Origin of the sequence: Prolixibacter sp. SD074 (assembly GCF_009617895.1) — a bacterium.
Classification (GTDB): domain Bacteria; phylum Bacteroidota; class Bacteroidia; order Bacteroidales; family Prolixibacteraceae; genus Prolixibacter.
This window is the reverse complement of the sequence record NZ_BLAW01000001.1, coordinates 3,919,669-3,941,305: the sequence shown is the minus strand read 5'-3', so window position 1 is coordinate 3,941,305 and position 21,637 is coordinate 3,919,669. Positions and strand designations below refer to the sequence as shown.

Below are 21,637 nucleotides of genomic sequence, written 5' to 3'. Positions count from 1 at the left end.
CAGTCATATCAGGGGTTTAAAGATGTTTATATATGAGGAAAGCTGGTTTAAAAAGGTTATTTTTATTGTGCAAACAAAAGCAAATAATCTCTAAAAACCAGCTCATGTCAAAAGTATTAACAAAACAGGTACAGAACAAGATCAGTCGCTATTTTCTTAAGCTTGAGGGTCAATTAACAAAACCGGAAGCCCGATGTATCAGGGAAATGACCACCGGGATACTCAAGACAGGTACAGTATTGGTCAATAAGATAGCCACAGGCATTTGCGATACGATCTCGTTGAGCCAGACGACCAAGCGCTTTAGGAACCATTATAACAAGAAAGATTTTTTCATGAAGTTATTCCGGGGACATATGAACAGTGTAAAAAGCAAAATCTGTCATGGGGACTACATCCTGTTCGATGGCTCTGATATCCAAAAGAAATATGCCAAGATGATGGATGGGCTGGACTATGTGAAAGATGGCGATAAAGGAACCATTGGCCTTGGGTATTGGCTGATGAATGTTGTCCACTTTAGCAAAGACCAGGAAATGACTCCCCTGTACAATAAGCTTTACAGTTTTGACCATGGCGCAAAAAGTGAAAACAAGGAGGTTCTTGAAGCAATGGGCGAAGTAGGGGCAATCATTAACAAAGATGTCACAACAATATTCGACCGGGGAATGGACCGTCCCATTTGCAGGGATTTCATTATTGCCAATGAAGGCAACTTTAACCTGCGCCTGAAGAAAACCACAAAGCTGATGTACAAAGGCGAAGAAATGGCAGTGAACAAAATAAGCCAGAAAGTGCCGTTGTTCATGAAATTAACGGCTACAAGGATACAGAAAAGCAAGAAGCGCCAGTTGGTCTATGAATGCGGGGCGATAAAGGTCCAGTATCAAATCAAGGGCAAGATGCATGATCTTTGGCTTGTTGTAACCAAAAGGGCCAATGGCGGATATTGCTGGCTACTGACACGTTCTCCAAAAGACAGTATTGTTGAAGTAATCAAAGAAGCATTTACAGCCTATGGTTTTAGGTGGAAAATAGAGGAGTACCACCGACATATCAAGGAATGTTACAACCTGGAAGACATACAAATCAAAACATTCGAAGGCTTACAAAGCATGCTGGCAATACTGACAATAGCCATGAGCATCATATACTCATCGCTTTCATCCCTGCACACAAGGCTGTTGCTTGAAAGTGGGGTAAAAACACTAAACAAAGAACGTATGTACGAACTACGCAATTTTATCTATTACAAAATCAGCACGATAATAAAAGTATTGCTGGCCAATATGACACCAAGGGCTTTCCTTCCTCAATCAGATCCATCTCCTAATGACGGACAGTTAAGCCTTTTACTAAATTTTGAAAACTAAAAACGGGAGATGGTCAACTATTATTAATAAAGGAGCCAAATGGTTCAGCAGTATCGGCACCGAAAAATCAAAAGGTACCAAGGTTTTCGCCTTAGCAGGAAAAATCAACAATGTGGGACTGATTGAAGTACCCATGGGAACCACGCTCCGTGAGGTGATTTACGATATCGGTGGTGGTATCAAAAACGGAAAAGAGTTCAAGTCCGTCCAAACCGGAGGTCCTTCGGGTGGCTGTTTGACCAAAAACTTCCTTGATACTCCTATCGACTATGAAAGTCTGACTGAAGCCGGCTCCATGATGGGGTCAGGTGGTATGATTGTGATGGACGAAGACGATTGTATGGTCTCCATCGCCAAATTCTACCTCGAATTTACACTTGATGAATCGTGCGGAAAATGTAATCCATGCCGTATCGGAAACAAACGGTTGTGGGAAATTCTGGATAAGATTTCCAAAGGAAATGGAACAAAGGAAGATCTGAACCGATTGAAACTTCTCAGCAACGTGGTAAAGGACGCTTCTCTGTGTGGACTGGGCCAAACCTCTCCCAACCCGATTTTATCAACCATGGATAACTTCTGGGACGAGTACCTTGCGCACGTCGAAGACAAACGCTGTCCGGCTGGCCAATGTAAGGCCATGATGCAGTACGTTATCGATCCGAACAAATGTACCGGTTGTACACTTTGCTCGCGCATCTGCCCGGTTGCCGCCATCGAAGGAGAACGCAAAAAGCCGCATGAAATCGATCCGGAAAAGTGCATCAAATGTGGTGCCTGTATGGAGAAATGTAAATTCGAAGCCATCTCGGTGGCTTGATTGACCAATCCGTAAATCATCTGAAAAATGAAAATGGTAACATTAACCATCGATAATAAAACTGTTGAAGTTCCTAAAGGAACAACTGTTTTAGAGGCAGCGGCCAAAGTGGGCATCGAAATTCCTACCCTCTGCCACATGAAACTGGACAACCTGGAAATCGAAAATAAACCCGGTGGTTGCCGTGTTTGTCTTGTCGAAATACAGGGCCGGAAAAACCTGGCCCCTTCCTGTGTAACTGAGGTAACCGATGGAATGGTGATCAAATCATCGTCCATCCGCGTTATCAATTCCCGCCGGACCATTGTCGAACTGATTCTGAGCGACCACCCAGCAGAATGTCTCACCTGTGCCAAATCGGGTAACTGCGATCTGCAAAGCCTGGCCATCAAAATGGGCATCCGTGAGCTCCATTTCTCGGGAGAGAAGTCGGTGCACCGCGAAGACAAATCACCGGCTATCATCCGCGACATGGACAAGTGTATCATGTGCCGCCGTTGCGAAACCATGTGTAACGAGGTACAAACCGTTGGTGTTCTTTCGGCTATTAACCGTGGATTCAACTCGGTTGTTTCCCCGGCATTTGAGCAGGACTTGCAGGACTCAGCCTGTACATACTGCGGACAATGTGTGGCCGTTTGTCCCGTTGGGGCGCTTACCGGGCGTGACCAAACCGGCGCCGTCATCCGTGCTTTGTCAAATCCGGATAAGACCGTCGTTGTCCAAACCGCACCCGCTGTTCGTGCTGCTCTCGGCGAAGAATTCGGACTCGAGGCCGGTACGCTGGTGACCGGGAAAATGGCCGCAGCACTGCGTCGCCTTGGTTTCGACTATGTGTTTGACACCGATTTTGCTGCCGACCTGACCATCATGGAAGAGGGGACCGAATTGCTCGACCGGCTCACCCGCCACCTCAACGGAGATTCAACCGTAAAGCTTCCGATCCTGACATCCTGCTGTCCGGCCTGGGTAAAATTCATTGAGCATAACTTCCCGTCATTGCTCGACGTACCCTCATCAGCCAAATCACCGCAACAGATGTTCGGTGCCGTTGCAAAAAACTACTTTGCCGAGAAACTGAATGTCGACCGGAAAAAGCTGGTGGTCGTCTCCATTATGCCGTGTGTGGCCAAGAAATACGAGCGCGGCCGCGAGGAGTTTGCCGTGGATGGCAATTCAGATGTGGATTTTGTGCTCACCACTCGCGAGCTTTCACACCTGATTAAGCTGGCCAATATCGATTTCAATACACTTCCCGATGAAGAATTTGACCAACCGATGGGAATGTCCACCGGGGCATCAGTCATCTTCGGAACAACCGGTGGTGTGATTGAAGCGGCTGTGCGGACGGCTTATGAGCTCTACACCAAGAAACCGCTTCCCAAAGTGGAATTTGAAGAATTGCGCGGAATGGAGGGCCTGCGACATGCCACCATTGATTTTGCCGGATTGCCTTTACACATCGGCATCGCTCATGGCCTGGGAAATGCCCGTAAACTGCTGGAAGAAATTGCTGCCGGAAGAAGCCAGTACCATGCCATTGAAATCATGTCATGCCCCGGCGGTTGTATCGGCGGTGGAGGACAGCCTTTCCATCACGGAAAATCGGAAATTCTCAAAAAACGCCAGCAGGCTATCTATCAGGAAGACCGGAATAAACCCATCCGAAAATCGCATGAGAATCCGTTCATTTTCCAACTGTACGAAGAATACCTCGGTGAGCCGATGAGCGATAAAGCGCATCATTTACTCCACACCAAATATTTCGACCGTTCCACCGTATTTGAACAGGACGGCAATGCATCTGAAACTGACGATAAAAATTAATTTGTCATGGAAACAACCAGAGATTTGAAAACCCACAAAGTGCAGTTGTCAGAAAATGGCATTGCACTGGTCAAAAAGATATGTCGCCGGTTCAATTACCAAGAAGGCGAACTCATTAATATTCTTCATGCCGTGCAAAATCAATTTGGTTATCTGCCAGCTGAAATCCAGGAATTGATTGCCAAAGAACTGGACGTATCCGTTGCGAAGGTTTATGGTGTAGTTACCTTTTATTCTTTCTTTACCATGAAACCGAAAGGCAAGTACCCGATTTCTCTTTGTATGGGGACCGCTTGTTACGTGCGGGGCGCTGAAAATATCCTGGACGAAATCAAACGGCAGCTCAACATCGATGAAGGAGAAACTACTCCGGACGGGCTGTTTTCGCTCTCCAGTTTACGCTGCGTTGGCGCCTGCGGGCTTGCTCCGGTACTAATGATTGGCGAAAAAGTGTATGGGCGTGTAGCCCAGGCAGATGTGCGAAAAATCATATCAGAATACAAGGCGGGCTGCCCGACACACCCCTCAAAAGAGTAAATACACATATGTTAACGTCTGAATATCAATAGAAACGGGCCTTAAAAGGCCCGTTTTTTTTATGATTTTTGCTATGTATTTCTTTAATTTTTTACTATTTTATGATTATTGTAAAGTCTTTCTCCTCTCATTTTACACCTAACTCTAAAATATTGCTTTTCAGCATATAGTATTTAACCCTAATTCTGTATAAATTCGAACGGAACGTCGATGATAAAGGAGAGAGCCCAAAACGCAGCCATCATTTTTTCTTCACTATAAATCATCAAACTATGGAGCCAATCCAATCCAAAATCAAAGAACTGGCGGTAAAACATGGCCGCAAGCGCGAAAGCCTGCTACCTATACTTCAGGGAGTTGTAGAACAGGAACGTTACCTTTCGGAACATTCCATGATTGAAATTGCACGGGAACTTGACCTGCCGGCAGCGGAAGTCTATGGAACAGCCACTTTTTATTCTTTCCTCGAACACCGGAAAATGGGCCGTTTCGTCATCAGGATTTGCAAAACTATTTCCTGCTCGATGAAAGGGAAAAACCAGGTGCTCCTGGCCATTCAGGATATGCTCAAAATATCGACAGGTGAAACAACACCTGACGGCCGATTCTCCCTGGTTGAAACCAACTGCCTCGGACTTTGTCACAAAGCCCCGGCCATGCTTATCAACGAGGAAGTGTATACCAATCTGACACCGGAAAAAGTCCGTGAGATTCTTTCGGAATACATGAAAAAGTAACCCTTTTCATCCCAAACCAAAAAAATCAATCCAAATGGCTGAATCATATCATCTGTTGAAACGAGCCGATTTCATTTTCCGGAATGAAAATGACTGGGAGGCAATTCTCACAAAAACCATTAAGCGCACACCTCAGGATATTATCAATGAGCTGATTAGCTCAGAACTAAAGGGACGTGGCGGCGCTGGTTTCCCAACCGGCTTAAAATGGAAAATTACCGCTGAAGCCAAATCAGCTGAAAAATATGTCATCTGTAACGCCGATGAAGGAGAACCGGGAACCTTCAAGGACCGGGAAATCCTCTCACGGGTACCGTATAAAGTGCTGACAGCAATGGCTGTTTGCGCCCACATTATCGGTAGTAAAAAAGGCATTATATATCTACGCGGTGAATATCACTCCCTTAAAGAGGCACTGGAAAAAACCATTTCTGAATTTGAATACTACTGTAAGAAAATCAAACTCGATTTTTCCGTTGATTTATTTATGGGAAGCGGCGCCTACATTTGCGGAGAGGAAACTGCACTGTTCGAATCACTCGAAGGACATCGCGGCGAACCACGCAACAAGCCTCCCTACCCGACCATTAGGGGGTATATGGACAAACCGACCGTTATTAATAACGTTGAAACGCTGGCGCATACCTTCACCATTTTTAAATATGGCTCCAAAAAATTCTACGACCTGGGTGTCCAGTTCTCCCGCGGGACCAAGTTGTTCTCTGTATCGGGCGATACGCCCAAACCAGGTATTTATGAACTGGAGCTGGGAATGAGCCTTCAGGATTTCGTCAATGAATTCGGTGATGGCGATACCAAAGCTGTTCAGGTGGGCGGAGCGTCCGGATTTTTGGTGCCCCGAAAAAAATTCCAGGAAACCGCCATCGGTTACCAGGGGAAACTGACGGGAATCTCACTCCCTACCGGAGGGTCGATGATGATCTACAATAGTTCACGATCCATGTTTAATGTGTTGGATAATTACCTTGAATTTTTCCGCGAAGAATCGTGCGGACAGTGTACGCCTTGCCGTGTAGGCTGTCAGCAACTCCTTATCGGGATTAAGGCGGTGAAACGCGGAGAGCGTCCGGCGCAATACCTCGACAAATTGCTGAAGCTGACGGAAACAATGCAACTAACCGCCAAATGTGGCCTGGGTCAATCAGTGGCTAACTCGTTTGCTTCCATTGTCGAGAACTTCCGGGAAGAGATGATCTACTAATCGTGAACCAATCAAACCGTACATCATGACTCAAAAAATTCAAATAAATATCAACGGGCTCCCGGTAACAGTAAAACCCGGAACCACCATTTTGGAAGCGGCAAGTAAAGCGAATGTCACCATTCCCACATTGTGCTACCACAAAGACTTATGCGTTGCCGGTAACTGCCGTGTTTGTGTGGTAGAAGTGGCCGGTCAGAAACGTCTGTCAGCAGCCTGCGCCACACCTTGCGAAGATGGGATGGATATCCTGACCAACAGCCTAAAGGTGCGGAATTCGAGAAAACACATCATCGAGCTCCTCCTTTCGGAACACAACGCCGATTGTACCAAGTGTTACAAAAATGGTAAATGCGAGCTGCAATCACTGGCATCGGAATACAAGATCATGACGCAGGACTTTATCGAACTCCTGCCCTGGAAAAACTACACCATCGACATGATCTCACCTAGTATCATCAAAGATGACAGCAAGTGTATCCGTTGTCAACGTTGTGTACGTACCTGTGCAGAACTTCAGGGAGTAAATGCCCTTACGGTTGCTTATAAAGGCGATAAAATGAAAATCTCCACCTTCTTCGAGAAAGCCATGAATGACGTGGTTTGTACCAACTGCGGACAATGTGTGAACCGTTGTCCCACCGGTGCCCTGATCGAAAAGAACTATGTGGAAGAAGTTTGGGATGCTATCTCCGACCCGAAAAAACATGTGGTTGTTCAAACCGCCCCGGCTGTCCGTGTCGGATTGGGTGAAGACCTGGGATTCGAACCGGGTAGTCGTGTTACCGGCAAAATGGTTGCTGCCCTCAAACGCTTAGGTTTTGATTCGGTACTGGATACCGATTTTACTGCCGACCTGACCATCATGGAAGAAGGCACCGAGCTGCTTACCCGACTGAAAAAAGCGCTTGTGGATAACGACAAAGAAGTCAGGCTTCCAATGGCTACTTCCTGCTCACCCGGATGGATCAAGTACATTGAGCACATGTATCCCGAATATTTGCCCAACCTCTCGACCTGTAAGTCGCCTCAACAGATGTTCGGTGCATTGGCAAAAACCTATTATGCCAAAGCACGAAACCTCGAGCCAGATAAGATCGTTTCGGTTTCCATCATGCCGTGTATAGCAAAGAAATTCGAAGCGGCTCGTCCCGAAATGCATGCCAGTGGCTATCGGGATGTCGATTACGTTCTTACGACCCGCGAGCTATCCATTATGATTAAACAAGCTGGCATCGATTTCATGCAGATGGAAGACATGGAGTTTGACCGGCTGATGGGCGAATCAACAGGTGCCGGCGCCATCTTCGGTGTAACTGGTGGAGTTATGGAAGCAGCGCTTCGCACGGCTTATGAACTGGTTACCGGAAGACCGGTGCCATTCGAGAACCTGAACATCACCCCTGTCAGGGGCATGGAAGGCATCAGGGAAGCCACCGTTAAAATTGAAAAACCATTGAAAGAGTGGAAATTCCTGGACGGTGTTGAACTTCACTGTGCTATTGCCCACGGCTTGATTAATGCCAAAACGGTGATGGATGCCGTGAAAGCCGGAAAAGCCAATTTCCACTTCCTGGAAGTGATGGCCTGTCCGGGCGGTTGCCTTGGCGGTGGCGGACAACCCATCCCGACGAATTCAGAGATTAGGGAAAAACGGGCGAAAGCCATTTATGAAGAAGATGCGGGTAAGCCCGTTCGCAAATCGCACGAAAACCCCGAAATTCAAAAAATTTATAAGGATTTTCTGGGCGAACCGCTTAGTGAAGTCTCTCATCATTTACTTCATACTACTTATACGCCGCGACAGCGTTTCTAATGTCGTAAAATTGATTTGACGCTTTGAAACCCCGGTTGTCACCCGACCGGGTTTTTATCTCCATTTTCAGTTATCTCCGGACACCAGGAGAACCTGTCAAAAATCTTGTAATGAGAAGGTTTTTCGTGATTCCGATCATGCTGTTCTCACCGGGGAAATATATACCTTTGTTATATAAAACCAACCAATCATGCAATATCAGACAGCGGCAGCGTGGAAGAAAGACGTTATTGTCAGGGACGAAATTGATAAGTACCTGATTGACGGGAAAGATTTTATTGACGAAGAAAAGATTCATGCACAAATTGCGAATGCCAAAAATCCCGATCCGGAATACATTCGTGAAATTCTGAAGAAATCACGCTCAATAAAAACGCTGGCCCCGGAGGAAACTGCCGCCCTCCTCAATGTCGAACCGCCCGAGCTGTGGGACGAAATCAACGAAGCAGCGCTCCAGGTAAAGAAAAAAGTTTACGATAACCGAATCGTATTTTTTGCACCACTCTATTGTTCCAATCTTTGTGTCAACAATTGCGAGTATTGTGGTTTCCGGGAAGATAACCGCAATGAAACGAGACGTATTCTTACCCAGGATGAAATCCGCAGAGAAACCGAATCAGTTATAGATGAAGGCCACAAACGTCTGATCCTGGTGTTCGGCGAACATCCGCGTTCGGATGTGGATTACATGGTCGACACCATAAATACCGTTTATTCCGTTTACCGCGATGCACCGGTATCGGGCAGGGAAGCCAACATCCGCCGGGTGAATATCAACGCAGCACCGATGAGCTCCGCCAAGCTGACAAGATTGAAAGATGCAGGAATCGGTACATACCAGGTTTTCCAGGAAACATACCATCACGAAACTTATAACAAAGTACATCCCGTCAATACACTGAAAGGTGATTACCGCTGGCGTCTATATGCTTTGCACCGTGCTATGGATGCCGGCCTTGATGATGTAGCTATCGGCGCACTTTTCGGATTGTACGACTGGCGCTTCGAAGTGATGGGACTGTTGTATCATACCATCGATTTGGAAAACCGCTTTGGTGTAGGACCGCATACCATTTCTTTCCCGAGAATTACGCCTGCATCCGGTTCGTCGTTGAGTAATAATCTACCACACCAGGTTTCAGACGAAGACTTCAAAAAACTGGTAGCCGTATTGAGGTTGTCGGTTCCAACGGCTGGCCTGATTGTAACGGCCCGGGAAAAAGCAGAACTGAAAAAAGAAGTCATTAATCTGGGCTGTACCCAAACTGATGCTTCTACCCGGATTGGAATCGGCGCTTATTCCGACCAGAAAACAGAAGCGGATCTGGACAAAAAGCAATTCACCATTGGCGATCCGCGCGATCTGGACGACGTGATCCGCGAAGTAGCTGAATTGGGCTATATTTCATCATTCTGTACGGCAGGCTATCGCTGCGGAAGAACCGGTGAAACCATTATGGGAATGCTGAGCCACTGCGTGGAAGGTAAATTCTGTAAACTCAATGCGGTACTGACTTTCCGGGAATACCTAAACGATTATGCCTCGCCTGAAACCAAAACCATTGGCGAAGAATTGATTCTGAAGGAAATTGCCGAAATTGAAGCAGGACCTTATTTCGCCGAACGGCCTCACCTGATGGAGAAATTCAGGGCTGAGTACAAGGACATTCTTCTAGGCAAAAGAGATTTGTATCTCTGATTGAATTCATGTAAAAATCTCATATCAACCGTCGGATAATTTCCGGCGGTTTCCTTTTTCCCGCAAAAGGTAAAATATCCGGTCGTTTCAGCGTTTTTCTATCTGCTTTTTATTATTTACACAAACTCAAACTACTGGTTCAAAGCTCATATAACAAACAAAATTCTATTTTATTTAACATAAATTCTATATTTTATCACTGATTAATGTAAATTTGTTAGAACTACATTATCAACTCAAAACTATGAACAAGGGAACAGTTAAGTTCTTTAACAGAACCAAAGGCTTTGGTTTTATTAAAGACGCAGAATCAGACAATGAGTATTTTGTCCACGTAACCGGATTGATCGACGAAATACAAGAAAACGATGAAGTTACTTTCGAACTGAAAGAAGGTAAAAAAGGACTGAATGCAGTAAATGTTAAACTACTATAGTTTATTTCATTTCAGAACATCTTTCCAGCCTCGCCATCTTGGCCGAGGCTTTCTTTTTTATAAAAAACAAAACCCTTTCCATGAAACGAGTATGTTACTACTGCTAAAAACGCTTTAAATAGTTAATTTTCGCAACATACGAGTTCCATTCGACCATTTAAAAAAATAAATTTTAATCGAATGAAAAGAAGAAGCTTTTTCAAAACAGCTGCCATTGGCGGGGCAGCATTTTCACTGTCTCCATTGGCCGCCTGCGAGGACAAATCAGGAAAAACAGCTGCACCAACTGCTGATTTCACCCGGTTCGAATTCAACGAGGTGACCATTGAGCAACTTCAGCAAAAGATGAAAAGCGGCGAACTTACCACCGAACAGCTGACCAACAAATACCTGGGACGAATTAAGGCCGTCGATCAAAACGGCCCGTCACTCCACACCGTCATCGAACTGAATCCCGATGCCATTACCATTGCAAGAAAACTGGATGAAGAACGAAAAGCCGGAAAAGTGAGAGGCCCGTTGCATGGAATTCCCATTTTGATAAAAGACAACATCGATACCGGCGATAAGATGCAAACTACGGCCGGATCGCTGGCCCTGGAAGGCAATCACCCCAAGAACGACGCTTTTATTGTCGCAAAACTTCGGGAAGCCGGCGCTGTTTTGCTGGGGAAAACCAACCTCAGCGAATGGGCCAACTTCCGTTCCAATCATTCCTCAAGCGGATGGAGCGGCCGCGGTGGCCAGACCTGTAATCCATATGTGGTCGATCGCTCACCCTGTGGCTCCAGTTCCGGTTCCGGAGCTGCCGTTTCGTCGAACTTTTGCGCCATTGCCATCGGGACCGAAACGGATGGTTCCATTGTTTGTCCTTCCGGGATAAACGGGGTGGTAGGCATCAAACCAACGGTTGGACTGTGGTCACGCCACGGCATCATTCCCATTTCGCACAGCCAGGATACCGCCGGACCGATGGCCCGAAGCGTTACGGATGCAGCCACACTTTTGGGACCGTTGGTTGGCGACGATGCCAACGACAAATCCACCATGCCTGCTTCCAAATGGAAAGGGACCGATTATACGCAGTTCCTGGATAAAAACGGACTAAACGGGGCACGAATTGGTATCATAAAAGATTACTTCGGGTTTAACCCGGATGTGGATACGCTCATGGACCAGGCGATGGATGCCATGAAGCTACAGGGAGCCGAACTGGTGGATCTGGAACCCATGAAAGATCAGAAGGAATGGTCCAAAGCCGAATGGACAGTTATGGTTTACGAGTTCAAAAACGACCTGAATAAATACCTTGCTGAACATCCTGAAGCTCCCAGGAAAAACCTGAAGGAACTCATCGAGTTTAACAAGCAGAACAATGCTAAAGAATTGCAATGGTCCGACCAGGCGATTTTCATTACTGCTGAAGAGAAAACACCTTCGGAGAAAGAGTACCTGAACGCACTCAAGATTACCAAAACCCTTCCGGCAAAATATATCGACAGCGCCATGAAGAAGCACAACCTGAATGCATTGATTGCACCAACGAATGGCCCCTCGTGGACCATCGACCGGTTAAATGGCGATCATTTTGGTGGTGGAAGCTCGGATTTGGCCGCTGTTTCGGGATATCCGAGTATTACCGTGCCGTCCGGATTTGTCCACGAATTACCTATCGGTCTTTCCTTTGTCGGTACAGCGTGGTCGGAACCGGAACTGATCAAACTGGCTTATTCTTTCGAGCAGGCTACCAAATTAAGGCAGGCGCCGAAGTTTATTCCGTCGTTGTTAAACCAGCTGGGGTTTTCCCTGTTTTTATAAACCGTGATCTAATAAAGTTTCTCTGCCTGTGCAATGGATTTTACCGTACGAATGGTAAAGCTGTATTGATAGCTTTTGGCCGATAACCGGTACGGCGGATGGGCAATGGCTTGGGCGCTCCAGGTATCGTCGCCGCCAACACCCAATTGCTTGTAGTCGATGTGAACGGTGAAGAAATCGCGAACCTGCACCTCATCAATGTGTTTTGCCTGCTCCAAATCGGGTGCGGTGTAAGGCCACACGCTGAAATCGACCTTCGCCCCTCCCCGGACCATCAAACCTCCGTTTTTCCCGGCAAGGGCAAACCAGCGAACATCGCTCCGGTTACCGTTTTCCTGCGGACGCACATATTTGTATTGCAAATCGCTGGTCGGTGTTTTATACAAGGCCAGTTTGGCGCCTGATTTCCGGTCCCAGTAATTTTCCCACGGCCCTTTTCCGTAATACGCCGTTTCGGTCAACGTTCCCGGAACTTCCACCGTAAAGCCAAAGCGTGGCAAATCGGGCGCGTTGTCACCTTTCAATACATCGGCCGACACCTGAAGCGTTCCGTTTTCTTCCACCAGATAGTGCACCTTCAGTGTCGATGCATCCACCGGCAGCCTATAGGTACAAACAACACCTGATTGATTCTCGTCAATGGTTGCCGACTGAAGGGTCATATGGGCAACCGCGTCTTTCCAAACACGCATGTCGCGGAAAATATGATTACCACCAGCCAGATCATTATCTGTTGGCACACGCCAGAAGTCAGGCTTCAACGGACTAACGAACTGTTCTTTGCCATTCACTTTATAGGACGAAACGGCTCCCTTCGCCTTATCAACCACTACCGTGAAGTTCTTTCCCGACAAGGTAATATGGTTGCCATTTTCGGTGGCTCTCGCCTTACCGGAAACTACCGCAGCCGGTTTCACTTTGTGTCCCGGAAGGGTAAATTCATTCCAGGCAATTTCGAACCCGGCATCGGCCCACAGCGTTTTCTTCGCCAAATCCCAGCTGATATTCAGAACGTACTCAGCATCCTTCTTCAGTTTGTCTTGATCGACCGGAACATGGAAACGGGCATTCTCTCCCGGAGCACAAGCAGGCGCCGGAATGATACCATGCTGCACCTCAACACCGTTTTCCCGTAACAACCACTTGAGCGTATAGGGTTCCAGGCCCGTAAAGTCCTGCCGGTTCACTACCGTGAAATCGAAATTCTTCAGGTCAACCGGACTGACACTGATGGGCTGGAATACATGTTTGCACTCCCACAAGGCTGGTTTGGCCGTGCGATCGGGAGCAACAATACCATTAATACAGAAGTTTCCGTCGTTGGGCTTGTCGCCGAAATCGCCTCCATAGGCCCAGTAAGGTTTACCGTCTTTATCCTTCTCTAGGATGCCCTGATCAATCCAGTCCCAGATAAAACCACCCATCAGGTTGGGATGCGAACGGATGACCTCCCAGTATTTTTTCAAATCGCCGGTGGAGTTGCCCATGGAGTGGGCGTATTCACACATCACGATGGGGCGGTGAACCCAGGGGCTTTTCGCCAATCCTTCGAGCAAAGCTGGCGACGGATACATCCGGCTGATAACATCGACCCATTGCCTATCGGTTGGATTGGCATCATAGGGCCGTTTCCAATAATCCTTGCTGTTAACCGGCACATAATCCGGACTGGCCGGATCGCCCTGCGCTCCTTCGTAGTGAATCAACCGGGCCGGGTCGTAACTGCGAATCCAACCGGCCATTGCCGCATGGTTCGGGCCTACCCCCGATTCGTTTCCAAGCGACCAACCGATAATGGCCGGGTGATTTTTGTCCCGTTCCACCATCCTGACGGCACGATCCACAAATGCGTATGTCCAGGAGGTATTGTTGGTGAAATAGCCAGTCAGGCCATGTGTTTCCAGATCGGTTTCATCCAGAACATAAATACCGTATTTGTCGCACATATCGTAGAAATACGGATCGTTCGGATAATGCGAAGTACGCACCGCATTCAGGTTGAAGCGCTTCATCAGAAGAATATCGTCGAGCATCTCCTTCCGGGTAACCGCCTTTCCATTCACGTCGCTGTGATCGTGCCGGTTCACGCCGTATAGCTTCACCGGACGGCCGTTGACCTTGAATACGCCGTGGTTCCACTCAACTTTCCGGAACCCCACATGCGTACTGGTCGCATCCACAACGTTGCCATCAGCATCCTTCAGGGTTACAACCAATATGTAGAGGTACGGATTCTCGGCCGACCATTTCACCGGATTGGTAATATGCGTTTTCAGCAAAGCAAATGGTACGTTGTCGCGCTGTGGGACACTTTCGTGCAAAATATGATTCACCAAGATACTCATCTCCCCGTTCTTTACTTTGTTTCCCTGCTCGTTATACAATTGTGCACTAAATGTCCATCCCTTTGGATCGGTATCATCCGGTACTTTTACGCGCGGCCGGATTTGCAGCTCGGCATCTTTGTATGCCGCATCCAAATCGGTGCGAACAGCCAGATCATATATATTCACTTTGGGCTGAGCCACCAGGTACACTTCCCGGTGAATACCGCTCATCCGCCAATGGTCCTGATCTTCCAGGTAACTGCCGTCGCTCCAGCGGTACACCTGCACCGCCACCCGGTTCTTTCCGGGTACGATATAATCAGTAATATCAAACTCGTCCGGAAGCCGGCTTCCCTGGCTATACCCCGCTTTTTGTCCGTTCACCCACACATACATGGCCGACGAAACGCCGCCAAAGTGTAAGATTACTTCCCGGTCTTTCCAGTTATCAGGCACATCAAAGTCGCGGATGTATGAACCGACCGGATTGTCCCGAAGGATATACGGTGGTTTTGCCGGGAAAGGATAAGTAATGTTGGTATAAATCGGGGTACCGTATCCTTTCATTTCCCAGCTTGATGGCACCGAAATGTTGTCCCAAGCAGAAGCATCAAACCCCTTTTTCGCGAAATCGGTAGTTGCTCCTTCGGCTTTAGGAACGAAATAAAATTTCCAGGTCCCATTCAACGATTCGTACCATTGCGAATTGTCCCGCTCCATGGTCAGGGCTGTTTTCACATCCTGAAACGGATACAGCGTGGCATGCGCTTCCATTTTGTTCCGTTCAATCATGCGCGGATTTTCCCAATCCTTCGGATATTTTTGCCCGAAAGAAGCCAGCGACAGAAGCGTCAACAAAAAAGTAATCAGTGATATTCTTTTCATCATTAGGCAGGATTTATGTACTGTTTTGAGTGTGTAAAATAAGAAGTTTGGCGCAAATATCCAACCAGTACCTACCAGTTTGCGTTAGTCAAAATTTCTCCACATCGAATGAGATACAACTTCTCCTTTCATTGAAAGATTTAGGAAGAGAACAAGGAATGTTTCAAGTCTCGCTCGGTATTCCCGGTAGCGTCCAGATAAAAGTCCTGAATAGAGTGAAAGTTAACGAGGAAATAGTGAAACGATAGTTTGGGAGAAATACCTTCTACCTCATGAAAGACCTAATGCTTCAATAACACTTTGAAGTAGGCCGGAATATCCGTCTCAAAAACCATGGTTTCTTTCGTAAATGGGTGGGTCAGCTTTAAGGAAGCCGAATGGAGCGCCAGTCGTTTGACGCCTCGATCTTTTACTCCGTACATTTTATCGCCGGCCACCGGATGTCCCTCTTCCGAAAACTGGACCCTGATCTGGTTCTTCGTTCCGGTAAAAAGATCGATTTCCAGCAAGCTAAGCTGGTCCGATTCCCTGACGACCCGGTAACCGGTTTTCGAAAACTTTCCCTTTTCGGGATTATTGATGGAGTACATCCGGTGCAACTGGTTCTCCACCAAATAAGAGGTAATGATGCCTTCTTTTTCGGCCAGCTGACCGTGAACAACCGCGTAATACGTTTTATGAAACGTTGCCCAGTTATCCTGTAAATACCGTTTGGCGGGTTCACTCTTCGCAAAAACCAATACTCCGGAGGTTTCCCTGTCCAGCCGATGTACAATAAATATCCGGCTCTTAGAGCGGGGATTTCCTTTTTTCACATAGTCGGTCAGCAGAAAATAAGCGGTATTCTCCTTTTCCCTGGCGGTACTCATCGTGAGCAAACCATTCATCTTATTGACTACCAAAATATCCCGATCCTCATAAAGAATGGTTAATCCCTTGGGTTCGTGTTTCTTTGAAGGCCGTTTAAACTGAGGTCTGTTTTCCTGCATCGCTATGATTTATGGAGGCAAAGGTAGTATTAAAGTGGCAACATTTCGCCGCTGGTCTTTCTGTCGAATTTTTACGTTAATTTATCCAACGCCTGCTGAATGTCTTCTTTCATATCCTCAACATCTTCCGGTCCAACCCCCAGGCGCAGCATTTGTATCCGGTATCTTAAACGCTTCCTCCATTTCCTCCGAAAGATCGCAGTATATCGTTGATGACGGGTGAATAATTATCGTGTTGCCCCCGGGCTGTCCCCAAGATCCGGATAAATTACAAATATGCTTCCAAGAGCGAATTAATATGAAGATATATTGTAGTTTTACTCCCCACGAATTAATTTTGTTGACGTGGCATTATAATTACCAACGAATGAAAAAGCGATATTCTGTTATTAAAGGTTCAGGATATTATATCCCTGAAAAAAGAGTATTAAATGAAGATTTTCTGCATAATGAATTTTATGATTCTGATGGGAATAAAATAAATACCCCGAATGAAGAAATAATAAAAAAATTTGAGAAAATAACTGGGATCAGAGAACGAAGGTATGTTACTGACGACCTGCAAGCTTCTGATATAGCATCTTTTGCAGCAAAAGATGCTATCCTAAATTCAGGGGTTAATAAAGAAAGCCTTGATTATATTATTGTCGCACATAATTTCGGGGATGTACAAAATAATAATCGAAAGTCAGACCTGCTTCCCAGCCTGGCAGCCCGGGTTAAAAATAAATTAGGTATCGAAAACCCAAAAACCATCGCATTTGATGTGCCTTTTGGTTGTCCCGGATGGCTCATGGGTATGATACAGGCAGATTATTTCCTTCGATCCGGTGATGCAAAAAGGGCGTTAATAATAGGGGCGGAAACCCTCTCACGCATATCCGACCCATACGACAGAGATAGTATGATTTATTCTGACGGTGCCGGCGCGACCATTCTGGAAGCGATTGAGAGTGATGAGCCTGTTGGAATTCTCTCCCACGCTTCCCGATCAGATATGTTAAATCATGCTTTCCTGCTTCGGATGGGCAAATCGAACAACCCGGATTATCAAGGGAATGAATTATTTTTAAAAATGCATGGGCGTAAATTGTATGAATATGCATTAAATACGGTTCCGATGGTTGTAAAAGAAGCCCTTGAAAAAGCAAAAATAGAATTGGAACAGATAGATAAAGTATTGATACATCAGGCGAATGCCAAAATGGACGATGCCATACTGACAGGCTTGTTCAAGCTCTATAATAAAAAAGAAATTCCTAAACATATTATGCCAATGACCATAGCCGAACTCGGAAATAGTTCGGTGGCAACGATTCCTACTTTGCTTAGTTTGCTACTTGATAACCAATTGACTGATCAGAAGGTGACAAATGGAAACATACTGGTGTTTGCTTCTGTTGGGGCTGGAATGAATATTAATTCATTGGTCTATAAAATGCCATAGGCATTCTAAAGCTTTACGATATAAAAATTCCCTTTCCAATCCGCTTGGTTGGTTAATTACACGGCGTGGTAATCTGCCCCCTCGGAAATTGACTAGAGCTGGGCAACGTTTTTTTTGTTACCGGCTACAAACTAAAAGAGCATCCCGGGCGGGATGCTCTTTTGAGAACCAATCTTAAAACCTAATAATTATCTTTCAGCCACGACCAAATACCTGGAAGCTTTCCAGAATTCTTCAGGGTTTGTAATCGTGATGGCTTCAACTTCGTTGTCCTTTTGCTCGATTTTGTACGAGTCAGCCGGGTGTGCTGTTACCATGTTGATTTTTCTCCCATTCACCGGAATCGTTGTCGTCTTGGTGATATCGATGGCCGTAAATTTCGACGGATCGATTTGGTCGTTTAACTTGTTTGTCCTTCCAATTCCCAGTAAGCCTCCTGTGGCTGAAATAACATGCTGATCCCTCAGCTCCTTTGTCGTACCGGTTACGTAGTAAGCGGTATGAAGTCTATCTGTCTTTTCGTTCAGTAATTTTCCTTTCAACTGATTTTCTGCAGAGAGCGATTGAACTGTATCATTCAACTCGGCAACCTGTCCATTCAGGTTATCCACTTTTCCGTTCAGAGCAGCAACCTGAGATGTCAGGTTAGCAACCGACTCCTCTTTTTCCTGAATCTGTCTCTGCAGACTTTCAGTCAATTTCTTCAGTTTTGAATTGCGGTACCAACTATTTTTCAGTTTATTGTTCAAATCGGCCAAATCAGCTTTATTCTTATTCAGCTGGCTTTTCACCAAATTCAAATCATTCAACACCTGCGTTTTTGAATCAGCAGTCTGTTCTCCCGCAGCCTGTACCGAAATCAATTTCTCTTTTACCTTAATTGAATCGAGGTTGGCAGCAATGGCCTGAAACGATTCAACAAAATCGTTGATGGTGGAATCACGCTTCTGCGCTATTTGGGTCAGTTGTGCATTTTCTTCCTTCAACTTTTTTAATTCCTTTTGATTACATGCCGTAAAAAAAGGCAACACGAGCAAAATAATAACTAGCTTCCTCATTTCTTTATTCACTTTCGTTTTCGTCCAATAATTAATATCAAATCACCTGTTAACTAATAAGGGAATATTATGCCAAAACTTTCAGCGATATTTCCCTACCTGAACAACCCGACATAAGCAATTAGAAATCAACCGGGAATAGACTAATAAATATTATTCGGGAAAATACCGGCTCGGCAAGTTCTATAAGGGTTGTGGGACAGATTCCACACTTTGTGGAATTAAATTCCACACATCGATAACCTTTCCACAGTTCGCCACACCACGCGGTGGCATGGACAGGAGAATTGTTGTACGGAAAAAATGTAAAGTACTACCGGGAGGAAACCTTCATCCGCTTTTGAAAATGAAGTGAATCGCCCCACTTGCCATAGCCAATCACTCCTTCGGCCAGCGCAATGCGGGCATCCAGGCACCCTTTGCACTGTTCCGGTTCCTCCCCAACACAGGGCTTGTTCTGGTAAAGTGCGTAATCGTTGCGATACATGCCGGGGGTAATATTGGGCATAATCACATTGGCACCCACTTTCACAGCTTTTTCACGCCCCAGCGGATCGATGGCCTGCAACGCTGTTGCCGCCGCAATGTTGATGTCGGGCATGAGCAATCGCAAAACGGCAATCATTTTCAGCGAAAGCTCAAAGCGGTGTTGCAATGGCATCAATGTATCGCGAAATGCATACAGAGGCGTTTCGGCATGCTCGAGATACGGCCCCATGCCTACCATGTCGATATCGAAAGTTTTAAAAAAGAGCAGGTCATCGGCCAGATTTTCGAGGGTTTGAAAAGGCAGGCCAATCATCACACCGGTGCCGGTCTGGTAACCGGTTTCCTGCAGCGACTGCAGGCAGGCTAAACGAGTATCAAAATCATGTAATGAATCGTTTGGATGGATTCGTCGGTACAGTTCCGGAGTTGATGACTCGATGCGCAGCAGATAGCGGTGTGCGCCAGCTTCGAACCAGCGGCGGTACACTTCGGGCGATTGTTCGCCCAGCGATATGGTGATGCCAAGCTCGCCATTGCTCAACCGCTTGATTTCGCGCAACAGGTTTTCTACCCGGTTGGCAAACGCAGGTGAGGCTAATTCTCCCGATTGTAACACCAACGAACCGTAGCGATTCTCCCAGGCAAAACGGGCCGCTGTCAGAATGTCCTCATCGGAAAGGTTGTAGCGATGCACCCCGTCATTATCCTTCCGGATGCCGCAATAGTAGCAGTTTTTATCGCATACGTTTGAAAACTCCACCAAGCCGCGAAAGTAAACTTCATGCCCGGTGTGTTCAGCTTTCACTTCGGCAGCTTTCCTGAAAAGGTTCATCTTCGCCTCTCCTTCCAGCGAAAGCAGGCGGATGATTTCCTCACGGGAAAAACCGGACTGTGCTAATATGTTATCGATATCATTCATGGTTACGGTGCGGTAAAAATACCATAATCTTTCATAGTAAGATATGATTTTCTTCCGGCAACTTCGCCCAAATTTTGATAGTCTGCCTGTTTCTTTACAGGAAGACCGATTGAACTACCAGCCAATCTGAATTGTTGATGATAAGTGACGAACACAATATTCATCCCCCATGAAGAATGCGTTGTATTACGAAAGGGCGGGCCAGAACATTGTCCGGTGTAAGTTATGCCCACACTACTGCATCATAAATGAAGGGAAACGCGGGGCCTGCCGGGTTCGGAAAAATGTGGGCGGAGACTTGTATACCGAAATTTTTGAGAAGGTAGCCGCATACGGTTCCGACCCTATCGAGAAGAAGCCGCTCTATCACTTCTATCCCGGAAGTAAAATCCTCTCCATTGGCACCATTGGCTGTAACCTGAAGTGTTCGTTTTGCCAGAACTACCGTATCTCGCAGGTATCGCCCGACGAATTTGACAACTTTAAATTATTTTCAACCGAAGAGTTGGTACAGATTGCGCTAAGCGATGAGGACAACCTCGGAATTGCTTTTACCTACAGCGAACCCGGTATTGCTTATGAATACATGTACGAAATTTCCAAACGGGCGCTGAATACGCGTTTGAAAACCGTGATGGTGACCAATGGCTACATCAACAAGGCTCCTCTGTTAAGGCTTCTGCCCTATATCGACGCTTTCAATGTCGATCTGAAAGCCTTTTCGGAGAACTTTTATCACAAAATGACGCGTGCCAGACTGGAACCCGTGAAGAACAGCATCCGCATCATTGCGCAATCTGAGAGCCATCTGGAGCTGACCAACCTGGTCATTCCCGGGATGAACGATGACTTTGATGAATTTGAAGAGATGGTTCGCTGGATAGCCGGGGAAACCGGAAAAGATACGCCACTGCATCTATCCCGCTATTTCCCTGCTTTCAAACAGAACATTGCAGCCACACCGGTGAATACGCTACTCGATTTATTTGAAATCGCTGTGCGGCATTTGAATTACGTTTACTTGGGAAATGTAGGGGATGACCGCCGCAGCTCTACTTTCTGCAGTAAATGCCACCAGCGGGTCATCGACCGATCAGGTTACTACACCGAGATTTCCGGACTCGATAAAAAAGGGAACTGCACCAATTGCCATCACCACATCATCGATTATATCTAGGTTAAGCGCTCAACGCCTCCCCATTCATTCGTTGTCAATTCTTTTAAAAAGAATACCTTTG

The 21,637-nt window shown here is 46.4% G+C and carries 15 protein-coding genes and 1 pseudogene; 12 read left to right on the top strand and 4 right to left on the bottom strand.

All coding sequences use genetic code 11. The features are described 5' to 3' along the window. The first annotated feature begins 104 nt into the window (after positions 1-104). The 10 genes and pseudogenes from GJU82_RS16985 to GJU82_RS16940 all read left to right on the top strand — a co-directional run bounded on the left by GJU82_RS16985 (position 105) and on the right by GJU82_RS16940 (position 12,285). Positions 105-1,373 (top strand): transposase, encoded by a 1,269-nt coding sequence (locus tag GJU82_RS16985; RefSeq protein WP_194830920.1) that lies wholly within the window; start codon positions 105-107, stop codon positions 1,371-1,373. 19 nt (positions 1,374-1,392) lie between these two features. Continuing rightward, positions 1,393-2,193, top strand: a pseudogene (locus GJU82_RS16980) (NADH-ubiquinone oxidoreductase-F iron-sulfur binding region domain-containing protein); the annotation flags it as partial. A gap of 27 nt (positions 2,194-2,220) precedes the next feature. Further along, entirely contained in the window at positions 2,221-4,020 is a 1,800-nt protein-coding gene (locus GJU82_RS16975) for an NADH-dependent [FeFe] hydrogenase, group A6 (RefSeq protein ID WP_153630290.1), read from the top strand. A gap of 6 nt (positions 4,021-4,026) precedes the next feature. Then, positions 4,027-4,557 (top strand): NADH-quinone oxidoreductase subunit NuoE, encoded by a 531-nt coding sequence (gene nuoE / locus GJU82_RS16970; RefSeq protein WP_153630289.1) that lies wholly within the window; start codon positions 4,027-4,029, stop codon positions 4,555-4,557. Between the two features lie 272 nt (positions 4,558-4,829). Beyond that, positions 4,830-5,294 (top strand): NADH-quinone oxidoreductase subunit NuoE, encoded by a 465-nt coding sequence (gene nuoE, locus GJU82_RS16965; RefSeq protein ID WP_153630288.1) that lies wholly within the window; start codon positions 4,830-4,832, stop codon positions 5,292-5,294. Positions 5,295-5,328: 34 nt separating this feature from the next. After that, positions 5,329-6,516: an NADH-ubiquinone oxidoreductase-F iron-sulfur binding region domain-containing protein gene (locus tag GJU82_RS16960; protein WP_153630287.1), complete on the top strand. Its 1,188-nt coding sequence runs from the start codon at positions 5,329-5,331 to the stop codon at positions 6,514-6,516. Positions 6,517-6,541: 25 nt separating this feature from the next. After that, complete coding sequence (locus tag GJU82_RS16955; RefSeq protein WP_153630286.1) at positions 6,542-8,332, top strand: NADH-dependent [FeFe] hydrogenase, group A6; 1,791 nt, start codon at positions 6,542-6,544, stop codon at positions 8,330-8,332. A 190-nt stretch (positions 8,333-8,522) separates the two neighbouring features. Further along, positions 8,523-10,031: a [FeFe] hydrogenase H-cluster radical SAM maturase HydG gene (hydG, locus tag GJU82_RS16950; RefSeq protein ID WP_153630285.1), complete on the top strand. Its 1,509-nt coding sequence runs from the start codon at positions 8,523-8,525 to the stop codon at positions 10,029-10,031. A 244-nt stretch (positions 10,032-10,275) separates the two neighbouring features. Continuing rightward, positions 10,276-10,467, top strand: coding sequence for a cold-shock protein (locus GJU82_RS16945; RefSeq protein WP_106540221.1), 192 nt, complete (start codon positions 10,276-10,278; stop codon positions 10,465-10,467). 180 nt (positions 10,468-10,647) lie between these two features. Then, the gene (locus GJU82_RS16940) at positions 10,648-12,285 is read left to right on the top strand and encodes an amidase (RefSeq protein WP_153630284.1); all 1,638 of its coding nucleotides are present in this window, start codon (positions 10,648-10,650) and stop codon (positions 12,283-12,285) included. Between the two features lie 8 nt (positions 12,286-12,293). Here GJU82_RS16940 and GJU82_RS16935 read toward each other — a convergent pair whose 3' ends face one another. Both GJU82_RS16935 and GJU82_RS16930 read right to left on the bottom strand, forming a co-directional pair. Then, positions 12,294-15,500: a glycoside hydrolase family 2 TIM barrel-domain containing protein gene (locus GJU82_RS16935; protein ID WP_153633231.1), complete on the bottom strand. Its 3,207-nt coding sequence runs from the start codon at positions 15,498-15,500 to the stop codon at positions 12,294-12,296. Between the two features lie 278 nt (positions 15,501-15,778). Continuing rightward, on the bottom strand, positions 15,779-16,486 hold the full coding sequence (locus tag GJU82_RS16930) for an RluA family pseudouridine synthase (protein WP_153633230.1): 708 nt from the start codon (positions 16,484-16,486) through the stop codon (positions 15,779-15,781). A gap of 367 nt (positions 16,487-16,853) precedes the next feature. Here GJU82_RS16930 and GJU82_RS16920 point away from each other — a divergent pair, with 367 nt between their 5' ends. Next, entirely contained in the window at positions 16,854-17,933 is a 1,080-nt protein-coding gene (locus GJU82_RS16920; protein ID WP_153633229.1) for a 3-oxoacyl-ACP synthase III family protein, read from the top strand. A gap of 188 nt (positions 17,934-18,121) precedes the next feature. Here the strand turns inward: GJU82_RS16920 and GJU82_RS16915 are convergent, their stop codons facing one another. Both GJU82_RS16915 and hydE read right to left on the bottom strand, forming a co-directional pair. Beyond that, complete coding sequence (locus GJU82_RS16915; RefSeq protein ID WP_153633228.1) at positions 18,122-18,991, bottom strand: hypothetical protein; 870 nt, start codon at positions 18,989-18,991, stop codon at positions 18,122-18,124. Positions 18,992-19,304: 313 nt separating this feature from the next. Beyond that, the gene (gene hydE / locus GJU82_RS16910; protein WP_153633227.1) at positions 19,305-20,399 is read right to left on the bottom strand and encodes a [FeFe] hydrogenase H-cluster radical SAM maturase HydE; all 1,095 of its coding nucleotides are present in this window, start codon (positions 20,397-20,399) and stop codon (positions 19,305-19,307) included. Between the two features lie 169 nt (positions 20,400-20,568). Here hydE and amrS point away from each other — a divergent pair, with 169 nt between their 5' ends. Continuing rightward, positions 20,569-21,576: an AmmeMemoRadiSam system radical SAM enzyme gene (amrS, locus tag GJU82_RS16905; protein WP_153633226.1), complete on the top strand. Its 1,008-nt coding sequence runs from the start codon at positions 20,569-20,571 to the stop codon at positions 21,574-21,576. Positions 21,577-21,637: the final 61 nt, after the last annotated feature.